The organism is Mesorhizobium sp. HAY1-8B, from assembly GCF_056868045.1.
Map to the genome: position 1 here is coordinate 3,219,583 of NZ_CP200321.1, position 21,058 is coordinate 3,240,640.

Below are 21,058 nucleotides of genomic sequence, written 5' to 3' on the forward strand. Positions count from 1 at the left end.
CCAAGGACGGGCGGGGCCGCCGCGTCCCGACAGGGCAGCCAAAATTTCTGGAAAGGGTGACAGCGGCCAGCCGAGTTGCTATGCCGCGCTCACCATTGCCGCGTGAGCCTCAACCAATGCCTGACCTGCTTCTAGAACTCCGCTCGGAAGAGATTCCCGCCCGCATGCAGCGCAAGGCGGCGGGTGATCTCAAGAAGATGCTGACCGATGGTCTGGTCGAGGCGGGTCTGACCTATGAGGCGGCGCGCGAGTACTGGACGCCGCGGCGCCTGACGCTCGACATCAGGGGCCTGACGGCGCGCTCCAAGGACATAAGCGAGGAGATCAAGGGGCCGTCAACGACGGCCCCCGAGCAGGCGGTCCAGGGTTTCCTGCGCAAGGCCGGCCTGTCTTCGATCGCCGAGGCGCATGTCCATTCCGACCCGAAGAAGGGCGACTTCTACGTCGCCCACATTTCGAAGCCGGGCAGGGCAGCCGAAGAGATCATCGCCGAACTGGTGCCGGGCACTATCCGCAATTTCCCGTGGCCGAAGTCGATGCGCTGGGGGCCGGCCTCGGCCAAGCCGGGCTCGCTGCGCTGGGTGCGGCCGCTACAGTCGATCCTGTGCACCTTCGGCCCCGAGACCGAGGAGCCGGTGGTGGTCGATTTCGAGATCGACGGCATCCGCTCCGGCAACATCACCTACGGCCACCGCTTCCTCGCACCGGGCGAAATCACGGTGCGCCGTTTCGACGACTATGTGAGCAAGCTGGAAGCGGCGAAGGTCGTGCTCGACGCCGACCGGCGCAAGGAGATCATCCTCGCCGACGCCCGCAACCTCGCCTTTGCCAACGGGCTCGACCTGGTCGAGGACGATGGGCTGTTGGAGGAAGTAGCCGGGCTGGTGGAATGGCCTGTCGTGCTGATGGGTGAGTTCGAAGAGGCTTTCCTGGCCATTCCGGCCGAGGTGATCCGGTTGACCATCCGCGCCAACCAGAAGTGCTTCGTCACGCGCCCGCAAGGTGAAGGCGACGCGCTGTCAAACCGCTTCATCCTCACTTCCAACATCGAGGCCAGGGACGGCGGCAAGGAGATTGCCCACGGTAACGGCAAGGTGGTGCGCGCGCGCCTCTCCGACGCGCTCTATTTCTGGACGACCGACCAGGGCGATCTGCCGGATCTCGGCCGGCTCGACGCTTCGGCGAAAAAGTTTGGGCTCGATCTGAAAAAGCCGCTCGACCAGCGCATGGCCCGCCTCGACCATCTCGGCGTCACCTTCCACGCCAAGCTCGGTACACAAGGCGAGCGGGTGGAGCGGATCAAGCGGTTGGCGGAGGAATTGGCGCCGACCGTCGGCGCCGATCCGGCGCTCGCCGCCCGCGCCGCCGTTCTCGCCAAGGCTGATCTCACCACCGAGGTGGTTGGCGAGTTCCCCGAATTGCAGGGCGCCATGGGCCGCAAATACGCGCTTCTCCAGGGCGAGAATCCCTCCGTGGCGGCAGCCATTGAGGAGCATTACAAGCCGCAGGGCCCGTCCGATTATGTACCAAGCGATCCGGTGTCGGTCGCTGTCGCACTCGCCGACAAGCTCGATACGCTGGTCGGCTTCTGGGCGATCGATGAAAAGCCGACGGGGTCAAAAGATCCCTATGCGTTGCGTCGCGCAGCGCTGGGTGTTGTGAGGATTTTGGTCGAGAATCGAATTCAATTGCGGCTCGCTTCCCTTTTCGCATGCGCTGGTGCCCATTATGCGGAGAGCGGCGCGGAGCAGATACGAGACCTCTTGGCCTTCTTCCACGACCGCCTGAAAGTCTACCTCCGCGATCAGGGCGCCCGGCACGATCTCATCGACGCCGTCATCACCCCGCAGTCCGACGACCTCCTGCAGATCGTCCGCCGCGTCGAGGCGCTCGGCTCTTTCCTCGACACCGAGGACGGCAAGAACTTGCTCGCCGGCACCAAGCGTGCGGCCAACATCCTGGCGGCCGAAGAGAAGAAGAAAACGGCGGTCGCCGAAACCGTTGAGCCGGCTCTGTTCAAGGAGAATGCCGAGAAATCGCTGTTCGCTGCGGTGAATCAGGCCGAGAAGCAAGCCGGCGAAGCGATTCAAAACGAAGACTTTTCCGCCGCGATGCTGGCGCTTAGCGCGTTGCGCGAACCCGTTGATTCATTCTTTGAAGCCGTTCTCGTGAACGATGAAGACCTGGCGGTGCGAGCCAACCGTCTGGCGCTTCTCACGCGCATCCGCGCGGCCACCGGTCAGGTCGCTGATTTCTCGAAAATCGCTGGTTGAGCGCTCAGGAAAATATCTGTAAGCCGGCCGTTCGAGCCGGCTTACAGTCATATGACGATGATCTCTGCGTGGCAGAAGGGACATGTTCCCCAACCCAACGGAGGCTTCCATGAATTCCGATCACGAAATCGAAGTGACTGAAGAAACCTCGGCCGCCGCCGAGGCGCTTGAATCCGCTTCCGAAACCGCCATCGATCACGCCGCCGCCGCCACGGTCGAAGCCGCCGATCTGTCGGATGACGACGAGGATGGCGATGACGAAGAAGGCGACGATGAAGACGGCGAAGAGTTTGACGAAGGCGACGATGAAGCCGTGAAAGCCGAAGGCGACGACGCCGAGGACGAAGAAGAAGACGCCGAGTCCGAGGAAGACGACGACAAGGAAGAAGCGGCCTGAGATTTCAATCCGGTTCTGTCGGGAAGAGGGGGCGGCGCAGCGGCGCCGCCCTTTTTATCGTCTTCCCGGATGCTTGTCAGTTCTCCAGGATGCTGACCCGCACGCTGTTTTCGTAGACATCGACCTGGATCAGCGGTTCGCCATTGACGATGGCGCGCTTGGTCGAGGAACTCATCGCGCCGGGACGCTCCAGCATGCGCTGCAGATCGGCGCGCTGGTCGTTGGTCCTGAACCACGCATCACCCTCATCGTCGCGGTCGCGGCGATGGAATTTGTGCCAGTTAGCGCGATCCTGCCGCACCATCTGCGCGGCGCTGTCCAGCGCATAGCCGTCGCTCGCCTGGTGATCCCGATCGGAAATACGCGCCACATAGGATCCCAGCATATCATCGGCTTGCGCCGCGCTGGCACCCAGCAGCGACGCCAGCAGAAGCCCGGCCACGGTAACGGTCCTGAATAGTCTCATGATCAACCCCCTTTAAACGGCGAAGCCCGTCCACCCGGCCCGCCCCTTAGCCTGAATCGCTTGACCAAATCCAGGCGGCTTCGAACGGTCAGATACGTCAAGGCGAACTCGCGCGGCAATGGTGCGCAGGGCGCCGTCAAGCTGTCAACGATCTGGCCAGCCCAGCAATCTGTGGCCGCTACTTGACCTTGCCGGCCCCAGCAGCGGGCGTCGATGCGGCTGCCGGTGCGGTCGGCTTCTTCTGCGCACCCGACGCCGGAGCCGCCGAGGCGGTCGCCTGGGCTGGAGCAGGAGCAGAGGTGGCGGTCGTGGCCGGTGCCTTGACTTGCGTCGGTGTCGAGAAGTCGCCGCCGACCACGCCGCCACGAATGATCATCGGGCCTGGCATGAAACCGTGCCGTGGCTCGGGCGTGTTGGGGATCGCCGCCACCTTTTCATCAGTAACCTCGGGTTCGCCGAGCGCAACGACGGAGAGCACGTCGCTTGCCTGGATGCCGTCCGCCTTCAGGGCAAGGATGGAGGGTGTCGCGGCCGGCGCGCCGGGAAAGACAAGCGACGAGGCCTGAGCTCCACCGCTCAACGCCGCCAGAGTGATCCCCAGCAGGATACGCACAGACACGATGGCCACTCCCCTTTGCCCAGGCCCTGACGGTAGCGGACCGGAATTGATACCGGCTTTCGCGGAAACGTAGCATTTTAGGAATTGATAAATCGCCAAGACCCTCTTGCCCAACAGCCGGCTTGCCCAATAGCCGCCATCGTACTACGCAGCCGGCATCTGCGAGGTGACGAGAATGGCTGAGATACTTGCCGTCGACGAAGCGCTGGAGCGGGCGTTGGCTCTGCTTCAGGGCGGCGATGTCGTGGCCATCCCGACGGAGACCGTCTATGGGCTTGCCGGCGATGCCACCAACGGCATCGGCGTGGCGCGCATCTTCGAGGCCAAGGGGCGGCCGCGTTTCAATCCGCTGATCGCCCATGTCGCCGACATGGCGATGGCCGAGCGCATCGCTATATTCGATCCGCTGTCGAGGAGACTGGCGCAGGCGTTCTGGCCGGGTCCGCTGACGCTGGTGCTGCCGCAGCGGCCCGGCAACGGCATCCATCCGCTGGTCACGGCCGGGCTGGATACGATCGCCTTGCGCATGCCGAGGGGCTTTGGCGGTGACCTCATCGCAAAGCTCGGCCGGCCACTTGCCGCCCCCAGCGCCAACTCATCCGGCAAGATCAGCGCGACGACGGCACAAGCGGTGGCGGCGGATCTCGGCGCGCGCATCAAGCTGGTGGTCGATGGCGGCGCGACGCCGGTCGGGCTGGAATCGACCATCCTCAAGGCCGAAGGGGGGAGCTTGCGGCTGCTGCGGCCCGGCGGCGTTGCCGCCGAGGAGATCGAGGCGGCCATTGGTGTGAAACTGCTGCGTGGCGGTGCCGCCGGCATCGAGGCGCCGGGCATGCTTGCCTCGCACTACGCGCCGGGCGCGGCGATGCGGCTCAATGCAGGAACGGTCGGCGAGGGCGAAGCGTTGCTTGCCTTTGGGGATCAGCGGGCCGAAGGCTGGCGTGATGCCGCAGCGTTCCTCAATTTGTCTGAAAGCGGTGACCTGCGCGAAGCGGCAAGCAATCTTTTCGCCTATATGCAGGAACTCGACCGCAGCGGCGCGCGCACCATCGCCGTTGAGACGATTCCTTTCGATGGTCTTGGCGAGGCCATCAATGACCGGCTCTCGCGTGCCGCCGCCCCTCGTGACAATGTACAGCCCGCACCGTAGTTTTCCCACATGACCGACATTTCGCAAAAACTCGATCCCGCTCTCATCGATCGCTTCGCGGCGATCGTTGGCGACAAATACGCGCTGCGCGACGAACCGGACATCGCGCCCTATCTCATCGAGCGGCGCGGGCTCTGGCATGGCGCGACATCGCTGGTGCTGCGACCGGGCAGTGTCGAAGAGGTCGGCCGGATCATGCGGTTGGCGACCGAGACGGGAACGCCGGTCGTGCCGCAAAGCGGCAACACCGGGCTGGTCGGCGCCCAGGTGCCGGACAGATCCGGCCGCGAGATCATCCTGTCGCTGTCGCGGCTGAACCGCATTCGCGAGATCGATGTTCTATCGAACACAGTGACGGCGGAGGCCGGCGTTATCCTGCAGACGCTGCAGGAGGCGGCCGACGCCGCCGACCGGCTGTTTCCGCTGTCGCTCGCCGCGCAAGGCTCCTGCCAGATCGGCGGCAACCTGTCTTCCAATGCCGGCGGCACCGGCGTGCTGGCCTACGGCAACGCGCGCGAACTGTGCCTCGGCGTCGAAGTGGTGTTGCCGACCGGCGAGGTGTTCGACGATCTGCGCAAGCTCAAGAAGGACAACACCGGCTACGATTTGAAGAACCTGTTCGTCGGCGCCGAAGGCACGCTCGGCATCATCACCGCCGCCGTGCTGAAACTGTTCCCGAAGCCGAAGGGGTGCGAGGTCGCTTTCGCCGGACTGTCGTCGCCCGAGGCGGCACTGGCGCTGTTCAGCCTGGCGATGGACCGCGCCGGCGCTTCGCTCACCGCCTTCGAACTGATCGGCAAGAGACCTTACGATTTCACGCTCAAGCATGGTCAAGGTGTCGTGCGGCCGCTGGCCGATGACTGGCCCTGGTATGTCTTGATGCAGGTTTCCTCCGGCCGCTCGGATGCCGACGGCCGGGCTCTGATCGAGGAGGTGCTGGCGGATGGTCTCGAGCAAGGCATCGTTGGCGATGCGGTGGTCGCGGCAAGCCTTGCCCAGGGCGACGCCTTCTGGAATTTCCGCGAGACGCTCCCCGAATGCCAGAAGCCGGAAGGCGCTTCGATCAAGCACGACATTTCGGTGCCGATAGCATCGATCCCGCGTTTTATCGAAGAGGCCGCCGGCGCGGTGGCCTCGGTCAGTGCCGGCGCCCGCGTGGTCTGCTTCGGCCATATGGGCGACGGCAACCTTCACTATAACATCTCGCGGCCGCTCGACGGCGACGACGAGGCGTTTCTTGCCCTTTATCATCCCATGAACAAGGCCGTGCACGATGTCGTGCGGTCCTTCCATGGATCGATCTCCGCCGAGCACGGCATCGGCCAGTTGAAGCGCGACGAACTGATCGCCACCGCGCCGCCGATGGCCATCGATCTGATGCGCAGGGTGAAGGCTGCCTTCGACCCTGCCGGCATCATGAATCCCGGTAAGGTTATCTGATCCTTTCAACATCTTGTGCCCGGTGGCATTCCGATAACCATCCCTGAGATCAGCAAAATTTAACCGACTTTCTTAAGCGCGGCGGTAAGGAGCCCACGCTACTGTTTCCCCATAACGAGGCCGGGAAAACTGGCCCGGAGAGAACCGGACACCGGCTCTCAGGAGACAGACAGGAAGGCACTCTATGAACACTGGACTGAAGCCAGTCTGGGCGGGACGCAACATGCGCCTCGACCCATTCCGCCTGCCGCAGGTGGTTAGCTACGCCACACGCGACGACTACGGCGACGTGACCTTCACCATTGACCAGCGCGGCGCCGTGATCCGTCGCATGCTGGAGATGAGCGGCGTGCCCGCGATCATCGCACTGCCCGCCAATGCGTTCCGCGGCGTTGCCGCCCGCGCGATGGAGGATCCGGACGGCAATGTCACGGTTACCCTCGAACTCCTGCACAACGACCCAATGCTGTCGGTGCCTCTGCTGGTGGCCGACGACCTCGATGATGTCGCCGCCGACTGGCGCGCCTGGGCCGATGCCTACCGCCTGCCGATGCTCCTGATCGAATCGGACGGGGTTGCCCGCACGCTGGAAGAATCGCTCGGCGCCGCCATCAAGACGCTGCCGCCGCAGGATCGCCGAAAGGGCCGCATTTCGACCACGCGCCGCCCGCGCTTCCTCGCCCGCCGCAGGGCCGGCAACCTTGGTCTCAGGCTGGTCATCGGCGGCCAGGAGATTATTTCTCGCGACTGAGCATGACCCCGGTTCGGGATTGCTGAAAGGCGAAGCCGCTAAACCAGCGGCTTCAGTGCCACCCACAATGCGCCGCCGATCAGGCCGAGGAAGATCAGCCAGCCGACCTGGTTGTTCGACCGGAACAGCCGCAGGCATTGGTCCGGATCGTTGATATCCAGAACCGTGATCTGGCGGGCCATGTGGGCGCCGGCGGCGATCAATCCCGCCAGCGCCACCACCGGTGCCTGCGCCGAGGCAAAGGCGATGGCGAAGCAGATCAGCGTACCGCCATAAAGCCCCGCCAGCCACGCCTTGGTGTTGTCGCCGAACAGCCGTGCCGTCGAGCGCACGCCGACAATGGCGTCGTCTTCCTTGTCCTGATGCGCATAGATCGTGTCGTAGCCGATCACCCACAGGATCGAGCCGATATAGAGCATGATGGCGGGGCCATCGAGATCGCCGAACTCGACCGCCCATCCCATCAGCGCACCCCAGGAAAAGGCAAGGCCGAGAAACAGTTGCGGCCAGTTGGTTATCCGCTTCATGAATGGATAGATGGCCACGATCGACAGCGAGCAGACGCCGAGCAGAATGGCGAAGCCGTTGAACTGCAGGAGCACGGCAAGGCCGACCAGGGCCTGCAGCAGAAGGAACAGCCAGGCCCGCCGGCGCGTGGTCTGGCCGGACGGCAGCGGCCGCGAGCGGGTGCGCTCGACCTGGTTGTCTATGCCTTCGTCGACGATGTCGTTGTAGGTGCAGCCGGCGCCGCGCATGGCGATGGCGCCGACCAGGAACAGCACGAGATACCATGGCGCCGGCAGCAGCGTGAGCAGCGGATCGCCGGGGCGTGGATAGGCGCTCGCCGCGAGCGCCGCCGACCACCAGCACGGCCACAGAAGCAATTGCCAGCCGATCGGCCTGTCCCATCGCGCAAGCTGCGCATAGGGCCAAATCGAGCGCGGCAGCACGCGGTAGACCCAATGGCCATTCGGCGCATCGGCGACGCGGCCCTGGGCCGTTTTCGATTGGATAGGTTCCATGTTCCATGGAGTGGCAGCAGGCGCGGAAACCGTCAAGCGGCAAGCCGGCGAGGGACGACCGTCAACCCGTCAGGAGGTGAAGATGTCGCGCGTGGAAAACCAGGCCTTCGCTGTTTCGACAAATGCGAGTGCTGCATTCGATACGCGCTGATGCGTGTCATAGGTGAGGATGATGCGCTGCATGGGCAGCGGATCCGATAGCGGCTTGCAGATCAACGGCAGTCCGTCATAGCTGCTGTCCCCGTGCGGCCGGGTGTAGCTGACGGCGACACCAAAACCGTTCGCCACCATGCTGCGCTGGAGTTCGAATGAACTCGTTGCCCTGTCGGCCACCGGGGAGAGGCCGCGGCTGCGGAACAGATCGAGCATATGCTGCCAGCTGTGCGGCTGATCGGTCGTGATCAGCGGATAGGCGGCGAGGTCCGCCAGGCTGACCGATGGTTGGTCCGCCAGGGCATGGCCCGCCGGCAACAGCGCGTGCGGGCGAAGTTCGTGCAGCAGGATGCGCGCGAAATGTGTCGGCAAGCTGAGATCATAGGTGAGGCCGAGATCGATGGCGGCGTCGCCAAGCCGCCGCCCAAGCGTCTCGAACGTCTCGTCGCGAACGACGACTTTCACCGCGGGATAGCGTTCGGAAAAGGCGCGGAGCAGCGCCGGTGCGAAGAATGGCGCCAGATCCTCGAAGCACCCCAGCACCAGTTCGCCGCCGACAGCAGATTTGCTTGAACCCAGGCTGACAAGTTCGTCCGTTTCGGTGAGAACCTGTCTCGCCTTGGCCACGAAAGCGCGACCGAACGATGTCGGCGACACGCCACTTCCCCGCTGGCGGACGAACAGCTTCTGGCCGAAATTTTTTTCGACCGCGTCAATCGCCACGGAAATTGAAGGCTGTGAGACGTTCAGCATCTTTGCCGCGCCGGTGACGCTGCCATGGCGCGCCACGGCGACGAGATAGCGCAATTGCGTGAGGGTGACGTTCATAGGCCTACTCTATATATCAGATGGAAAGTTATTATTTTACTGAATGAGAGGGGATTGCGATAGTCGGTTCATTCCAAGAGGAGAACGCTATGGCTTCCCAAGCTGCCACCCACACTGCCGACGCCCCCGTGATCGACGCGGATACGATTGCCGACTATCAGCGTGACGGCGCGGTCTGCATCCGCGGCGCCTTCAAGGGCTGGGTCGATACGATTGCCGCCGGCATCGAGCGCAATATGCAAAACCGCAGCGCCACCGCTTCCGACATCGCCAACGGCCGTGGCAGTTTCTTCGATGACTACTGCAACTGGGAGCGTATTCCCGAATTCGTCAGGGTGGTGCGCGAATCGCCGGCCGCCGAACTGGCGGCGGCGGTAATGCAGTCGCGCACCGCGCAGTTCTTCCATGATCACGTTCTGGTCAAGGAGCCCGGCACGCAGAAGCCGACGCCTTGGCATCAGGACATCCCCTACTATTTCGTCGACGGCCAGCAGACGGTGAGCTTCTGGATTCCCATCGACCCGGTAAAGGAGGCGACGCTGCGCCTGATCGCCGGCTCGCACAAATGGGACAAGATGATCCTGCCGGTGCGCTGGCTCGACGACAGCAATTTCTATGCCGGCGAGGGCGACTACCTGCCGGTGCCCGATCCCGATAACGATCCGTCGATGAAGGTTCTCGAATGGGAGATGGAGCCGGGCGACGCCATCCTGTTCGACTTCCGCACAGCGCATGGCGCGCGCGGCAACCTTACCGCGGCACGGCGTCGGGCACTGTCACTGCGCTGGGTCGGCGACGATGCTCATTATGTCGAGCGGCCAGGCCGAACATCACCGCCCTATCATGGCCACGGCATGCAGCCGGGCCAGAAATTGCGCGAGGACTGGTTCCCGGTGGTTTTCCCCGCCTGAAGCGGGCCAGAATACGGGCGCCAGAAATCGGCGCCCATATCTGGCCGGGGATAACGTTCCCGTGTGCAATTCTGATCAAAACACCCTGATGCCTTGACCCATCGCCCGGAGAGCAATAGCGGGTGCTCTCCAGGGTTTGCATCAAGAGGTGGCCATGAACGTTCTTCTTCTGGGCTCCGGCGGCCGCGAACATGCGCTTGCCTGGAAGATTGCCGCCTCGCCGCTGCTGACCAAGCTTTACGCGGCCCCCGGCAATCCGGGCATCGGCGCCGAGGCCGAGCTGGTGAAGCTAGATATCACCGATCATGCCGCCGTGGCCGCCTTCTGCCGGGAGAAAAAAATCGACCTCGTCGTGGTCGGCCCGGAAGGGCCGCTCGTCGCTGGCATTGCCGACGATCTGCGCGCAGAAAACATCCGCGTCTTTGGGCCTTCGAAAGCCGCCGCGCGGCTGGAGGGTTCGAAGGGTTTCACCAAGGACCTCTGCGCGCGATATAACATCCCCACCGCCGCCTACGGCCGTTTCGGCGATCTGGCCTCCGCCAAGGCCTATCTCGAGAAGACTGGTGCGCCGATCGTCATCAAGGCCGACGGGCTCGCCGCCGGCAAGGGCGTCACCGTCGCCATGACGCTGGACGAGGCGCTGGCGGCACTCGATGCCTGTTTCGAAGGTTCCTTCGGCGCCGCCGGCGCGGAAGTGGTGATAGAGGAGTTCATGACCGGCGAGGAGGCGAGCTTCTTCTGCCTCTGCGACGGCACCACCGCACTGCCCTTCGGCACGGCACAGGATCACAAGCGCGTTGGCGACGGCGACGTCGGCCCCAACACGGGCGGCATGGGCGCCTATTCGCCGGCGCCGGTGATGACGCCTGAGATGGTCGAGCGCACCATGCGCGAAATCATCGAGCCGACGATGCGTGGCATGGCCGAGCTCGGCGCGCCCTTCGCCGGCATTCTGTTCGCCGGGCTGATGATCACGGACAAGGGGCCGAAGCTGATCGAATACAACACCCGTTTCGGCGATCCGGAATGCCAGGTGCTGATGATGCGGCTGAAGGACGATTTGCTGGTGCTGCTCAACGCCGCCGTGGACGGCCAGTTGGCGCACACTTCCATACGCTGGCGCGACGAGGCGGCGCTCACCGTGGTGATGGCCGCTCGGGGCTATCCCGGCACGCCGGAAAAAGGCTCCGTCATCCGCGGCGTCGAGCAGGCGGCGGGCGAAGGCGTCCAGATCTTCCACGCCGGCACCGCCATCAATGGCGGTGCACTGGTTGCCAATGGCGGCCGCGTCCTCAATGTCACGGCAACCGGAGCCACGGTCGGCGAGGCACAGGCGCGGGCCTATGCCGCGCTCGACCGGATCGACTGGCCGGACGGATTCTGCCGTCGCGACATCGGCTGGCAGGCCGTGGCGCGCGAGCAGGCGAACTGAGATTACGGCACGGCGGCTTATTGCTGGCCGCGGTCGATTTCGGTCGAAGCGGTGCTGACCGGATCGGCCCCGGCGAAGGCGGCGTCGAGCTGCTCGGGTGAGCGCTGTTCGGTTCGCTTCCAGGCAACATATTGCACAATGCCGAAGCCGGGCCGGCGCGGCACCGTCTTCACCACAGGCATGCGGAACCCGTCGCGGAATTTCGACCAGCGCGAGCCAAGCACCGCGACCATTTCCTCGAACGTCGGCGGCGTCGCCACATCCGCATAGATCAGGGTCGCCTTGCCGGCGAGCGCTGCCTCGCGCGAGAGCGGCACCGGCACGCTGGCAAGATAGTCTGATGGCACGTCGATCAGCCCGCCAAAGGGCCATTGCTGGCGCAGCGTGGCGGCATCGGTTGGTGCGACGTTGACGTCGATATCGTTAGGCGTGCCGGCAACCCTGTAGGGGCAACGGAAGCGGCCGCAATTGGCCTGCGCGGAAAATTGCCAGAGCGCATAGCCTTGCCAGTTGCCCATCGGAAAATGCACGTCGATATCGGGCTTGTAGCGGGCGTACCAAAGCGGCAGCCGCGACAGGAGCCGGTACTTGTAGCGATTGTCGGCGATGTACTGGGCCGTCTTGCCGTTGGTATAGAGCACCGGGAAACGACCCATGCGCCGATGCACCTGGCGTACGAATTCCTCGGCATCGTCGAGCGACATCCATTGCGAGGGATCGTTGCCCTCGAGGTCGAGAACCATGAGATCGTCCGGCGCGGGATCGGCAAAATCGAGGAAATTATTGGCCTGCTCGACCGGATTGCCCGGGCGGGCCAGGTGATAGGCACCCCATTTCATGCCGAGCGCCTTGGCCACGACCCGGCGCGTCTGGAACAGTTCGCGCGTCACCGCATGGCGTTTCCACAGCGCCTTGCAGAGCTTCACGTCGGTGTCGCTGCCAAAACAGAAATAGGGCGGCGGCATGCCGTCGGAAGCCTTGTTGATGAATCCGACGATGCGCTTGTCGGTGGCAAGTTGCGCCCAGTCGATGGAATTGTATTCGTAGGCATCGACCACCAGGGCGCGGTCGGCATTCTTCCACGGCTCGGAGAAATCCGAAGCCTGCGCAGCCATCGACAGCGCCACGGTCGCCGCGAAAGCCAGAGGCGTCAGTGCGTGTCGCCAGGAAATATACAGAGGTTTTAGAGAAGCGGCATGCCCAGGGAAAAAGGGTTTGGCGAGCGTTGGCACAGCGCTCTTTGAACGGCGATGGAAACGCCTTTGCAATTTCAAAACAGGGAATCCCCGTTGATCAAAGGCAAATCCTGAACCGTCATGGTTAAGGAATGCTTCTCGATGCCGGGGCAGCCTGTGCCAGGTTAAAACACACCGCCAATCCCAATTCCGCCACTGATGTCGGGAGGGGGAGCGGCGGGACGCGACGATGGCGAACGTGAGGGCGTGGAGGTCTTTCGGCTCGCCGCTCCCTTTTTGCGCGGCGGAGCGGCGTCCGACGCGACCTTCGCCGGCTTGACCTTCACGATGACCGGATCCTTGCAGACACGGCCGGAGTGCAAGAAGAGATCGCCCAGAAGTTCAACCGTTGGCTCGGTCCCCGATGCGGCCCGCCTGGTGTTCTTGTAGTAGTTGTTGAGAGCTTGGACCGAGTGCTTGCCCCAATCCCCATCAACCGTCATGCGATAGCAGCCCAAGCGGCGCAATTCCGTCTGGATGTTGCGTGCTAGGTCGGTCGCTTTCGCAGGGCCCGGCTCATCGGCCGACGTGCCGACGATCAATGTTTCGAGACCGGAAACCACGCTTTGCCGGGCTCCTTCAAGGCTGGCAAGCTGCGTACCTGCCGGTTCCGGTGGAGCGCCGGGCGGGGCTGAAATCTCGGCCGATCGCAATGTTTGTCCCACGATAAGCACGGCGGTCTGTAGGTCATTGGAGGCAAGCTCGACCTGCAGTTTTTTCTTGGCGGCCGGGTCCGACAGAATGCGAGACAGGCTAGCGCTCAACTGAGCCGGGTCGAGCTCTTGTTGCTCGGTGAAATAGAATTGCTCACGAAGGTTCGACTGGTCCCATGGAACCTGACGACCTGCGGTGAGTGCCTCGGTCTCGTTGCGAACGCGGATCATCATATCCGAGATGCTGAGTCCGGGAATCTCAACGTTCCTCAACAGGGCTGTGGTGAAGGGGCTGTTGTCTCCCGAGCCATCGGCCGTGATGTTGCCTGGCTGGGTCGCGAAGGCAACAAACGTGTTTTCGCCCACTTCCACCTGGGCAAGGCCATCCATGACGCTGGCGCCTTTGCCGACCGGGTTGTTGCGGCAAGCGTCAAGAAAGATAAACGTCTGCCTCTCCCGGTTGGAAAACTTTGCGATCACGTCGTTTAGCCTGATCGCGCCCGCGGTCAGTTTTTCCAGGGTTTCAGGATCGGGTGTATCGACGGGCAGGAGATAGTTCTCTCCCTGCAACTGAACGCCGTGACCGGCGTAGAAGATCACCACGGCGCTGGCGGTTGCGAGTTTGCCGTCGGCCCTGTCAAAGAGCTTGACCAAACCGTCCGACGAAAGGTCGAGCCCCGTCAGCACGTCGAAATTCAGCCTTTTCAGACTTTCGGAGAGTTGTGTGGCGTCGTTTACCGCATTGGTCAAATGTTGAAGGCGGGCGCTTTGGTAATGCGAATTGCCAATGACGATGGCAAGCCGCTTGCTTGGCTTTGACGCAAGCACTTCCTCGACCGCGGCTTGGGCACCCATCGAACCGAAAAACACGACCAGCAGAACTGCAGCAAAGTGCCGGAAGAGACTGTAGGTCATGTCACGGGCTCGTTTCAGCTGCGACAACGTTCGCGCCGTCGAAGTGTCCGTCCGGCTGATGCGCCGCCCCCCTCGGACGCCGGAACCCGTATCTCCGAAGACCATTGAATTTTACATCACAAACCGCCTCAAAGAAAGGGCGAGGGTCTCGCGACCCGCGTTTGAGAGGCCGAGCGAAACATCGTCTTACACGCACTCAAAAGGTTCGCTTGGCAAGGACTGCAGCCGCGCCGGCACGCGGAAACCGATTCGACATTCGAAACCATATCTTCCCAGGGCATAACATGTTATAGTCCTTATAGTGCAGTCGCAGTATGTTGAGCGCGCGCGCTGAAGCCGGACGGATATTTTGAATATCGCCGGCGAATTGCATCCCTGATTATTATTGTCTTACTTGTAATAAAGAGGGGAAATGACAATGACAGCAAAGAAATGGCATTTTGATCCGGTCAACGCGATTGCGCTCTCGATCGGTGCCATGGTCGTCCTCCTGCCTTCGAAGGCCGCCGCCTGCATCTTCGTTGGCGAGGGAACTGTTCTGTCAGGGCAGTGCTATCTCAACGGCATAGCCAATGGCGCGGTTGTCGATACGTCCCTGGATGCGCTTCTGGGTGTTGTCGATAACGCAATCGAGTCAGATGTCGGCCTTGCGAGCGGACCCCCGCAGGCTTTGTCGACGCCGTTCGGCGTCTTCGCTTCGGGCCAGTTGGCGCACACGAAGCACGACGGCTTCACGATTTCACAGGGACCGACCGTGATCACCGGACCGGATTTCGACGTTGACGAATTTTCCGCCGCGGTCAGCGTGGACTTCAACGCTGCAAAGCACTTCGGTTTCGACAATGAGCACGGACTAAACCTGGGGCTGTTTGGCGGCTATGCTTCGGCCAACGTAGACGCCAATGCGCTCGGTTTCTTTCCTCCCAACGGCGAAGCCACCAACAGAAGCGGTATGTTCGGCGGTTATGGGCTCTATCGTCGCGGCACCAGCTATATGCTCGTGGCTGCATCGGCCTTCCTCGGCAACACCGATGTCGAAAGCACGGGCCTCGGCTCCGGCACGTATGACACACAAGGCTACGCCGTGACGGGATCGATCGGCCACATCTTCAACTTGACCGATCGGGTGCGCTTCGATCTGCGTGGTGGATTGCTTGGTGTTAGTTTCACCGGCGACGAATACACGGACAGCTCTGGTGTTTCGTACGGAAAAAGCCGCCTGTCATTTGGCGCAATCAAGTTCGAGCCCGGAGTTTATGCCGATTATCAACTCGGAAACGGTATGGTGATCAGCCCTTATGCGCGAGCCGATCTGCAGCAGCGCTTCGGCTATTCAAACACCGCGAGCGTATCCGGAATCGAAAGTAGCTTCGAAGATGCGGACTTCTCGGCGGCGGTGTCGGCAGGCTTCAATCTGAAAATGTCCCAATCGACCACCGTCAGCAGTGAGATCCGGGGCAAGTGGTCCCAAGACAGTTCAACCGTCAGTGGCAAGCTGGGCGTAAAGATCGCCTTCTGAACATAGACGACAGGATGGTCATTTCCGTCGCCGGCAACGCAAGATGCTCGGCGGGCGACTATTCGGTTAGCGCCGGATGCTTGGCGGAAATTCAAACGGGTCGGGCGCGGGCTCCTGCTGCAGCGTGCCTTCGGCGGCGCGTTTGCGGTGGTGGGCCAGCGAGCATTGTGGCGAGCACAATATGCCGCGATCCGACCAGTAGGCCGCACCATGTTCCACTCTGCCCTCATGGTACCAGAATCCCGGCGCGCGATAGGGCAGGCCGCATTCGATGCAGCGGTAGGCGTCGGGTCTGGCGAGCATGAGATGTTCCGGTCGGCTGGTGCAGGTCCGTCGCCGGTCGACTTGATCCAGCTTCGACAGAATTTAATACAGGTCAGCGTGATTGCAAAATCCGCGTGACAAGTTTTGACGTTTACGTAAAAAGAAGATGGGAGACGGCCCAAAGGCGGATGGTTTTGCGGTGGAACTGGCTCTAGGGTCGGCGAGGCCGATGCATCAGGAGGATCGAGCGGCATGTATCGGGCACCGGTAGAGGATATCGCCTTTACGCTGAAGCACGTGGCTGGGCTCAAGCAGGGGCTCGATGCCGGCGCATTTGGCGATCTCAGCGAGGATCTGGTCGATGCCGTCCTTGGCGAAGCAGGCCGTTTCGCCACCGAGGAAGTGGCCCCCCTCTACAAGATCGGCGACGAACACGGTGCTATGCTGAAGGACGCTGCCGTTACCACACCGCCCGGCTGGAAGGAGCTCTATCGCCGTTGGATCGATGGCGGCTGGAACGCACTGTCCGGGCCCGAGGAGTATGGTGGCCAGGCGCTGCCGACCATGCTGGGCGTCGCCGCGCTCGAAATGTGGAATTCGGCCGCCATGGCCTTCGGCATCGGCCCGACGCTGACCATGGGCGCGGTCGAAGCGCTGGACAAGCATGCTTCGGAAGAGCTCAAGGCAAAATATCTCGAAAAGCTCGTCTCCGGCGAATGGATGGGCACGATGAACCTGACCGAGCCCCAGGCGGGCTCGGACCTCGCTGCCTTGCGCGCCCGCGCCGAGCCTGCCGGCGACGGCACCTACCGCATCTTCGGCCAGAAGATCTTCATCACCTATGGCGAGCACGATTTCACCGACAACATCATCCATCTGGTGCTGGCGCGGCTGCCCGACGCGCCTGCCGGCACGCGCGGCATCTCGTTGTTCCTGGTGCCGAAATTCCTGGTCGGCGACGACGGCTCGCTCGGCGCCCGCAACGATGTCTTCTGTTCCGGCCTCGAGCACAAGCTCGGCATCCATGCCTCGCCGACCTGCACCATGATCTATGGCGATGGGTTCCAGGGCGCCAAGCCCGGCGCCATTGGCTGGCTGATCGGCGAGGAGAACAAGGGCCTCGCTTGCATGTTCACCATGATGAACAATGCCCGCCTGGCCGTCGGCATGCAGGGGGTCGCCGTCGCGGAAACCGCCACCCAGAAGGCGATCGCCTATGCCAATGAGCGCCGCCAGGGCAAGGCGGCGGATTACGCCGGCGCCGGCATGGCGCCGATCGTTCACCACCCCGACGTGCAACGCAATCTCTTGACCATGAAGGCGCTGACGCAGACGGCGCGGGCGATCAGCTATTCCTGTGCCCATGCGATCGACATGGCGCGGGTCTCGGATGGTGACCAGGCTGCGCATTGGCGTCATCGTGCCAATCTTTTGACGCCGCTGGCCAAGGCGTTTTCGACCGATGTCGGCGTAGAAGTGGCCTCGCTCGGCCTCCAGGTGCATGGCGGCATGGGCTTCATCGAGGAGACGGGCGCGGCGGCTCTCTACCGCGACGCGCGCATCGCGCCGATCTACGAGGGCACCAACGGCATCCAGGCGATCGACCTGGTCACCCGCAAGCTGCCGCTCGGCGGCGGCGAGCATGTGCATGGCTTCATCGGCGAACTGGCTGTGGCCGCCAAGGCCGTGCGCACCTCAAATCTGCACGGTTTCGGTCGCACCGCGGATGCGCTCGACGCAGCACTCGGCGATCTGACGCAGGCGACGCGTTTCCTGCAAAAACAGTCGGCGGACGGCCGGACGGAGGAGGTGCTGGCGGGGGCGACGCCTTATCTCAGGCTGATCTCGCTTGCCGCCGGCGGCGCCTATCTGGCGCGGGGCGCTCTTGCCGATGAGGGCCGCATCGGCCTTTGCCGCTTCTTTGCCGAAAACCTGCTCGGCGAGACGGGTGCCCTGAAAGGGCGTGTTGTCGATGGCGCGGAAAGCCTCGTGGCTGCCGGCAAGACACTGATTTCAGCCTGACGTTCACAAGGAAAGCACTGTGACAGACCATATCCTCGTCGAGCGCCAGGGCGCCATCCAGGTCATCCGCATGAATCGCCCGGACAAGAAGAACGCGCTGACGCGCGCCATGTACGCCAAGATGTCGCAAACCCTGGCCGAGGGTGACGCCGATCCGGCGATCCGCGTCCATGTGTTCCTCGGCGTGCCCGGCGCGTTCTCCTCGGGCAACGACCTTGCCGATTTCATGGTCGTGGCCACGGGTGGCGACGGCGGCACGGAAGTCTGGGATTTCCTCATGGCGCTGGCCAGGGTCGAAAAACCCATCGTCTCCGGCGTCGACGGCATCGCGGTCGGCATTGGCACCACGATAAACCTGCATTGCGACCTGACCTTCGCCACGCCGCGCACCGTCTTCAGGACGCCTTTCGTCGATCTTGGCCTGGTGCCCGAGGCAGGATCGAGCCTGTTGGCGCCGCGGGTCCTGGGGCAGCAAGGCGCGTTCGCGCTGCTTGGCCTTGGCGAGGGCTTTTCCGCCGGGCGTGCGAAGGCCGCCGGCCTGATTTACGAGGTGGTCGAGGAGGGTGCGCTGGAGGCATCGGTGCTGTCGGCTGCCGGCCAGATCGCGGCCAAGCCGCCGCAGGCGCTGAAGATCGCGCGCGATCTCATGCGCGGCCCACGCGACGACCTCGTCGCGCGCATCGGCGAGGAAAGCGAGCATTTCCGCGAGCGGCTGAAGTCGGATGAGGCGCGCGCGGCGCTCACGGCGTTCATGACAAGGAAGAAGTAGCAAGCCTCAGGGATAAAGCCGCGTCTTGTCCCACCCGCCCTTGGCGTTGCGTGAAAAGACCACCCGGTCATGCAATCGGAACGGCCTGTCGTGCCAGAACTCGATCGTCTTTGGGACGATACGGAAACCCGACCAGTGTTTTGGCCGCGGAATCTCGCCGATGGCATAACGCGCCGTGTATTCGGCGACCGCTTTCTCAAGCGCGAAGCGGCTTTCAAGCGGCCGTGACTGTTTCGAGGCCCAGGCACCGATGCGGCTGCCGCGTGGCCGCGTCCCATAATAGGCGTCGGCTTCGGCGTCGCTGACGATCTCCACCGGGCCGCGAATGCGCACCTGGCGGCGCAGCGATTTCCAGTGGAAACACATCGCCGCCTTCATGCTGCCAAGAATCTCCTGGCCCTTCGCGCTCTCGAAATTCGTGTAGAAAACAAAGCCGCCTTCATCGAAGCCCTTGAGCAGCACCATCCGCACATCCGGCATGCCCTCGCCATCGACGGTAGCCAGCGCCACGCCATTGGCATCATTGATTTCGCTCTTGGTGGCGTCGTCCAGCCATGCGGCAAAGAGTCGAAACGGCTCGGCCGCCTCGGTAAAGTCACTGCTTGTTAACTCTGTGTCACTCATAGTTTTTCTCAAATTGTCACGAACCGGGGGAGGTTGCCGATTGTCGCGTATCGCGCAGGCTTTTGACAGCAGGCAATGGAGCGTTATCGCTTCGGCCAGCGCGAAAGCGGCGATCGTGTCAATCGCCCTGCCTCTTGTTGGCTGTGGCGCAGGTGGATTCAGCCTGGAAAAAGCCGAAGTCGACCGCTCGATCCTGACCAGCAGCACCTCGGCTTCATCCGCGCCCGCCGATTCGGATCGCGACTCCGATCAGACGACGATCGGCAATGCGGTGTCCTCCGCCGATATCGAGCAACTCGGCGGCCAGGCCGTGCCGTGGGCGAATGCCGGCACCGGGTCGCGTGGCTCCATCACCGAACTGGCGGAGTTGAAGGACCGGGGCCAGACGTGCCGCCGCTTCAAGGCCTCACGCGAAAGCTTTGACGGCGTTGCCATGTTCGAGGGTGAACTGTGCCTTGCCGGTGCCGGCGGCTGGCGCATGCAGGGCTTCAAGGCGCTCTGACTTTCCGCTTTTTGATATGACGGTCCGCTACTGGAATTTCTTCCTATTCGAGCGCATATAGGGGGCAAGTATGGACTCAACTCTTCTCCAGGGCAGAACGCATGCGCGACCCGTATGAGGTGCTGGGCGTTGCAAAGAACGCATCGGCCAAGGACATAAAATCGGCATACCGGAAACTCGCCAAGAAACATCATCCGGACCAGAATCCGAATGATCCCAAGGCGAAGGACCGTTTTGCCGCGGCCAATCAGGCCTATGAGATCGTCGGCGACGAGAAGAACCGTGCCGCTTTCGATCGCGGCGAGATCGATGCCGACGGCAAGCCGCGCTTCCAGGGTTTTGAAGGTGCCGCCGGTGGTGGCGACCCCTTTGCAGGGTTTCGCCGCCAGCAAGGGCCCGGTGGTTCGCGATTCGAATTCCGGTCAGGGCGCCCGGGCGGCGATCCTTTCGACGGCAACAGCGATATTTTCAGCCAGATTTTCGGCGACGCCTTTTCCGGCGCGCGCGGCGCGGGCGCGGGCGACCGTCGCCAGCCGGCGACGGCGGCCGACCTGAACGTCACGCTCGACGTCACCATCGAGGAAGCGGCGAACGCCGAAAAGGTGACGGCGATGTTTCCCGATGGCCGCAAGGTGGCTGTCAAGCTGCCGGCCTTTGTCGAGGATGGTCAGACCATCCGGTTGAAGGGGCAGGGCGAGCAGGGGCCGGGCCAGCCTGGCGACGCGCTGGTCAAGATCCATATCCGCCGGCACCCGCGCTACCGCATCGAAGGCCGCGACCTGCATGCCGATCTGCCGGTGCCGCTGGCGGATGCGGTGCTCGGCGCCAAGGTGCCGGTCGAGACACCGACCGGCAAGCTCGCGGTCAACGTTCCCGCCTGGTCGAGTTCGGACAAGGTGCTGCGCCTGAAAGGGCGGGGTCTTCCGGAAAAGGCCGGCGGCCATGGCGACCTCTACGCCCATGTGCGCATCATGCTGCCGGAAGGCGGCGACAACGCGCTGGAAACGCTGTTGCGCGGCCAAAAAGGCTGATCCGGCGCTTTTGTCCCCCGAACTGTCCGGTTTGAGCGCTTGAAGGGGCAGTGTGCCTGTGCGATAGGCACTCCACAAAGCA

At 63.1% G+C, this 21,058-nt stretch carries 20 protein-coding genes; 12 read left to right on the top strand and 8 right to left on the bottom strand.

The window, feature by feature from the left end:
• Positions 1-116 precede the first annotated feature (116 nt).
• Positions 117-2,273 (top strand): glycine--tRNA ligase subunit beta, encoded by a 2,157-nt coding sequence (gene glyS / locus AC1VON_RS15065; protein ID WP_483124070.1) that lies wholly within the window; start codon positions 117-119, stop codon positions 2,271-2,273.
• Between the two features lie 109 nt (positions 2,274-2,382).
• Positions 2,383-2,670, top strand: a complete 288-nt coding sequence (locus AC1VON_RS15070; protein WP_483124071.1) for an ATPase — start codon at positions 2,383-2,385, stop codon at positions 2,668-2,670.
• Positions 2,671-2,746: 76 nt separating this feature from the next.
• Here the strand turns inward: AC1VON_RS15070 and AC1VON_RS15075 are convergent, their stop codons facing one another.
• Positions 2,747-3,136, bottom strand: coding sequence for a hypothetical protein (locus AC1VON_RS15075; RefSeq protein WP_483124072.1), 390 nt, complete (start codon positions 3,134-3,136; stop codon positions 2,747-2,749).
• A 178-nt stretch (positions 3,137-3,314) separates the two neighbouring features.
• Positions 3,315-3,755 carry a hypothetical protein gene (locus AC1VON_RS15080; protein WP_483124073.1) on the bottom strand — a complete coding sequence of 147 codons (441 nt, stop codon included), beginning with the start codon at positions 3,753-3,755 and terminating at the stop codon, positions 3,315-3,317.
• A gap of 175 nt (positions 3,756-3,930) precedes the next feature.
• Between AC1VON_RS15080 and AC1VON_RS15085 the strand changes: the two genes are divergently transcribed.
• The 3 genes from AC1VON_RS15085 to AC1VON_RS15095 all read left to right on the top strand — a co-directional run bounded on the left by AC1VON_RS15085 (position 3,931) and on the right by AC1VON_RS15095 (position 7,096).
• Entirely contained in the window at positions 3,931-4,905 is a 975-nt protein-coding gene (locus AC1VON_RS15085; protein ID WP_483124074.1) for an L-threonylcarbamoyladenylate synthase, read from the top strand.
• A gap of 9 nt (positions 4,906-4,914) precedes the next feature.
• Positions 4,915-6,345 carry an FAD-binding oxidoreductase gene (locus AC1VON_RS15090; RefSeq protein ID WP_483124075.1) on the top strand — a complete coding sequence of 477 codons (1,431 nt, stop codon included), beginning with the start codon at positions 4,915-4,917 and terminating at the stop codon, positions 6,343-6,345.
• A 184-nt stretch (positions 6,346-6,529) separates the two neighbouring features.
• Positions 6,530-7,096: a DUF6101 family protein gene (locus AC1VON_RS15095; RefSeq protein WP_056564066.1), complete on the top strand. Its 567-nt coding sequence runs from the start codon at positions 6,530-6,532 to the stop codon at positions 7,094-7,096.
• 38 nt (positions 7,097-7,134) lie between these two features.
• Here the strand turns inward: AC1VON_RS15095 and ubiA are convergent, their stop codons facing one another.
• Entirely contained in the window at positions 7,135-8,118 is a 984-nt protein-coding gene (gene ubiA / locus AC1VON_RS15100; protein WP_483124076.1) for a 4-hydroxybenzoate octaprenyltransferase, read from the bottom strand.
• 69 nt (positions 8,119-8,187) lie between these two features.
• Complete coding sequence (locus AC1VON_RS15105; protein ID WP_483124077.1) at positions 8,188-9,099, bottom strand: LysR family transcriptional regulator; 912 nt, start codon at positions 9,097-9,099, stop codon at positions 8,188-8,190.
• An 89-nt stretch (positions 9,100-9,188) separates the two neighbouring features.
• Here AC1VON_RS15105 and AC1VON_RS15110 point away from each other — a divergent pair, with 89 nt between their 5' ends.
• Together AC1VON_RS15110 and purD are read left to right on the top strand one after the other, a co-directional pair.
• Positions 9,189-10,010 carry a phytanoyl-CoA dioxygenase family protein gene (locus AC1VON_RS15110; protein WP_483124078.1) on the top strand — a complete coding sequence of 274 codons (822 nt, stop codon included), beginning with the start codon at positions 9,189-9,191 and terminating at the stop codon, positions 10,008-10,010.
• A gap of 154 nt (positions 10,011-10,164) precedes the next feature.
• Positions 10,165-11,442 (top strand): phosphoribosylamine--glycine ligase, encoded by a 1,278-nt coding sequence (gene purD, locus AC1VON_RS15115; RefSeq protein WP_483124079.1) that lies wholly within the window; start codon positions 10,165-10,167, stop codon positions 11,440-11,442.
• A 17-nt stretch (positions 11,443-11,459) separates the two neighbouring features.
• Here the strand turns inward: purD and AC1VON_RS15120 are convergent, their stop codons facing one another.
• Positions 11,460-12,557, bottom strand: a complete 1,098-nt coding sequence (locus AC1VON_RS15120; RefSeq protein WP_172351403.1) for a glycoside hydrolase family 25 protein — start codon at positions 12,555-12,557, stop codon at positions 11,460-11,462.
• A 245-nt stretch (positions 12,558-12,802) separates the two neighbouring features.
• On the bottom strand, positions 12,803-14,245 hold the full coding sequence (locus AC1VON_RS15125; RefSeq protein WP_483124080.1) for a caspase family protein: 1,443 nt from the start codon (positions 14,243-14,245) through the stop codon (positions 12,803-12,805).
• Between the two features lie 418 nt (positions 14,246-14,663).
• On the opposite strand from AC1VON_RS15125, the gene AC1VON_RS15130 reads away from it, so the two are divergent.
• Entirely contained in the window at positions 14,664-15,764 is a 1,101-nt protein-coding gene (locus tag AC1VON_RS15130; RefSeq protein WP_483124081.1) for an autotransporter domain-containing protein, read from the top strand.
• Between the two features lie 66 nt (positions 15,765-15,830).
• Here AC1VON_RS15130 and AC1VON_RS15135 read toward each other — a convergent pair whose 3' ends face one another.
• Positions 15,831-16,067 carry a hypothetical protein gene (locus AC1VON_RS15135; protein WP_483124082.1) on the bottom strand — a complete coding sequence of 79 codons (237 nt, stop codon included), beginning with the start codon at positions 16,065-16,067 and terminating at the stop codon, positions 15,831-15,833.
• Between the two features lie 213 nt (positions 16,068-16,280).
• On the opposite strand from AC1VON_RS15135, the gene AC1VON_RS15140 reads away from it, so the two are divergent.
• Positions 16,281-18,050, top strand: a complete 1,770-nt coding sequence (locus tag AC1VON_RS15140) for an acyl-CoA dehydrogenase family protein (RefSeq protein ID WP_483124083.1) — start codon at positions 16,281-16,283, stop codon at positions 18,048-18,050.
• A 19-nt stretch (positions 18,051-18,069) separates the two neighbouring features.
• The gene (locus AC1VON_RS15145; protein WP_172351398.1) at positions 18,070-18,819 is read left to right on the top strand and encodes a crotonase/enoyl-CoA hydratase family protein; all 750 of its coding nucleotides are present in this window, start codon (positions 18,070-18,072) and stop codon (positions 18,817-18,819) included.
• 6 nt (positions 18,820-18,825) lie between these two features.
• Here the strand turns inward: AC1VON_RS15145 and pdxH are convergent, their stop codons facing one another.
• Positions 18,826-19,443, bottom strand: a complete 618-nt coding sequence (pdxH, locus tag AC1VON_RS15150; protein ID WP_172351397.1) for a pyridoxamine 5'-phosphate oxidase — start codon at positions 19,441-19,443, stop codon at positions 18,826-18,828.
• A gap of 40 nt (positions 19,444-19,483) precedes the next feature.
• On the opposite strand from pdxH, the gene AC1VON_RS15155 reads away from it, so the two are divergent.
• A complete protein-coding gene (locus AC1VON_RS15155) occupies positions 19,484-19,945 on the top strand; it encodes an RT0821/Lpp0805 family surface protein (protein WP_172351396.1) in 462 nt (153 codons plus the stop codon).
• A gap of 101 nt (positions 19,946-20,046) precedes the next feature.
• Positions 20,047-20,976, top strand: coding sequence for a DnaJ C-terminal domain-containing protein (locus AC1VON_RS15160; protein ID WP_483124084.1), 930 nt, complete (start codon positions 20,047-20,049; stop codon positions 20,974-20,976).
• The last annotated feature ends 82 nt before the right edge of the window (positions 20,977-21,058 follow it).

Excerpts from the sequence above, each read along its gene's own strand:
- glyS (WP_483124070.1), top strand. The coding sequence starts at position 117 with ATGCCTGACCTGCTTCTAGAACTCCGCTCGGAAGAGATTCCCGCCCGC.
- AC1VON_RS15070 (WP_483124071.1), top strand. The coding sequence starts at position 2,383 with ATGAATTCCGATCACGAAATCGAAGTGACTGAAGAAACCTCGGCCGCC.
- AC1VON_RS15075 (WP_483124072.1), bottom strand. The coding sequence starts at position 3,136 with ATGAGACTATTCAGGACCGTTACCGTGGCCGGGCTTCTGCTGGCGTCG.
- AC1VON_RS15085 (WP_483124074.1), top strand. The coding sequence starts at position 3,931 with ATGGCTGAGATACTTGCCGTCGACGAAGCGCTGGAGCGGGCGTTGGCT.
- AC1VON_RS15090 (WP_483124075.1), top strand. The coding sequence starts at position 4,915 with ATGACCGACATTTCGCAAAAACTCGATCCCGCTCTCATCGATCGCTTC.
- AC1VON_RS15095 (WP_056564066.1), top strand. The coding sequence starts at position 6,530 with ATGAACACTGGACTGAAGCCAGTCTGGGCGGGACGCAACATGCGCCTC.
- ubiA (WP_483124076.1), bottom strand. The coding sequence starts at position 8,118 with ATGGAACCTATCCAATCGAAAACGGCCCAGGGCCGCGTCGCCGATGCG.
- AC1VON_RS15105 (WP_483124077.1), bottom strand. The coding sequence starts at position 9,099 with ATGAACGTCACCCTCACGCAATTGCGCTATCTCGTCGCCGTGGCGCGC.
- AC1VON_RS15110 (WP_483124078.1), top strand. The coding sequence starts at position 9,189 with ATGGCTTCCCAAGCTGCCACCCACACTGCCGACGCCCCCGTGATCGAC.
- purD (WP_483124079.1), top strand. The coding sequence starts at position 10,165 with ATGAACGTTCTTCTTCTGGGCTCCGGCGGCCGCGAACATGCGCTTGCC.
- AC1VON_RS15120 (WP_172351403.1), bottom strand. The coding sequence starts at position 12,557 with ATGGCTGCGCAGGCTTCGGATTTCTCCGAGCCGTGGAAGAATGCCGAC.
- AC1VON_RS15125 (WP_483124080.1), bottom strand. The coding sequence starts at position 14,245 with ATGACCTACAGTCTCTTCCGGCACTTTGCTGCAGTTCTGCTGGTCGTG.
- AC1VON_RS15130 (WP_483124081.1), top strand. The coding sequence starts at position 14,664 with ATGACAGCAAAGAAATGGCATTTTGATCCGGTCAACGCGATTGCGCTC.
- AC1VON_RS15135 (WP_483124082.1), bottom strand. The coding sequence starts at position 16,067 with ATGCTCGCCAGACCCGACGCCTACCGCTGCATCGAATGCGGCCTGCCC.
- AC1VON_RS15140 (WP_483124083.1), top strand. The coding sequence starts at position 16,281 with ATGTATCGGGCACCGGTAGAGGATATCGCCTTTACGCTGAAGCACGTG.
- pdxH (WP_172351397.1), bottom strand. The coding sequence starts at position 19,443 with ATGAGTGACACAGAGTTAACAAGCAGTGACTTTACCGAGGCGGCCGAG.
- AC1VON_RS15160 (WP_483124084.1), top strand. The coding sequence starts at position 20,047 with ATGCGCGACCCGTATGAGGTGCTGGGCGTTGCAAAGAACGCATCGGCC.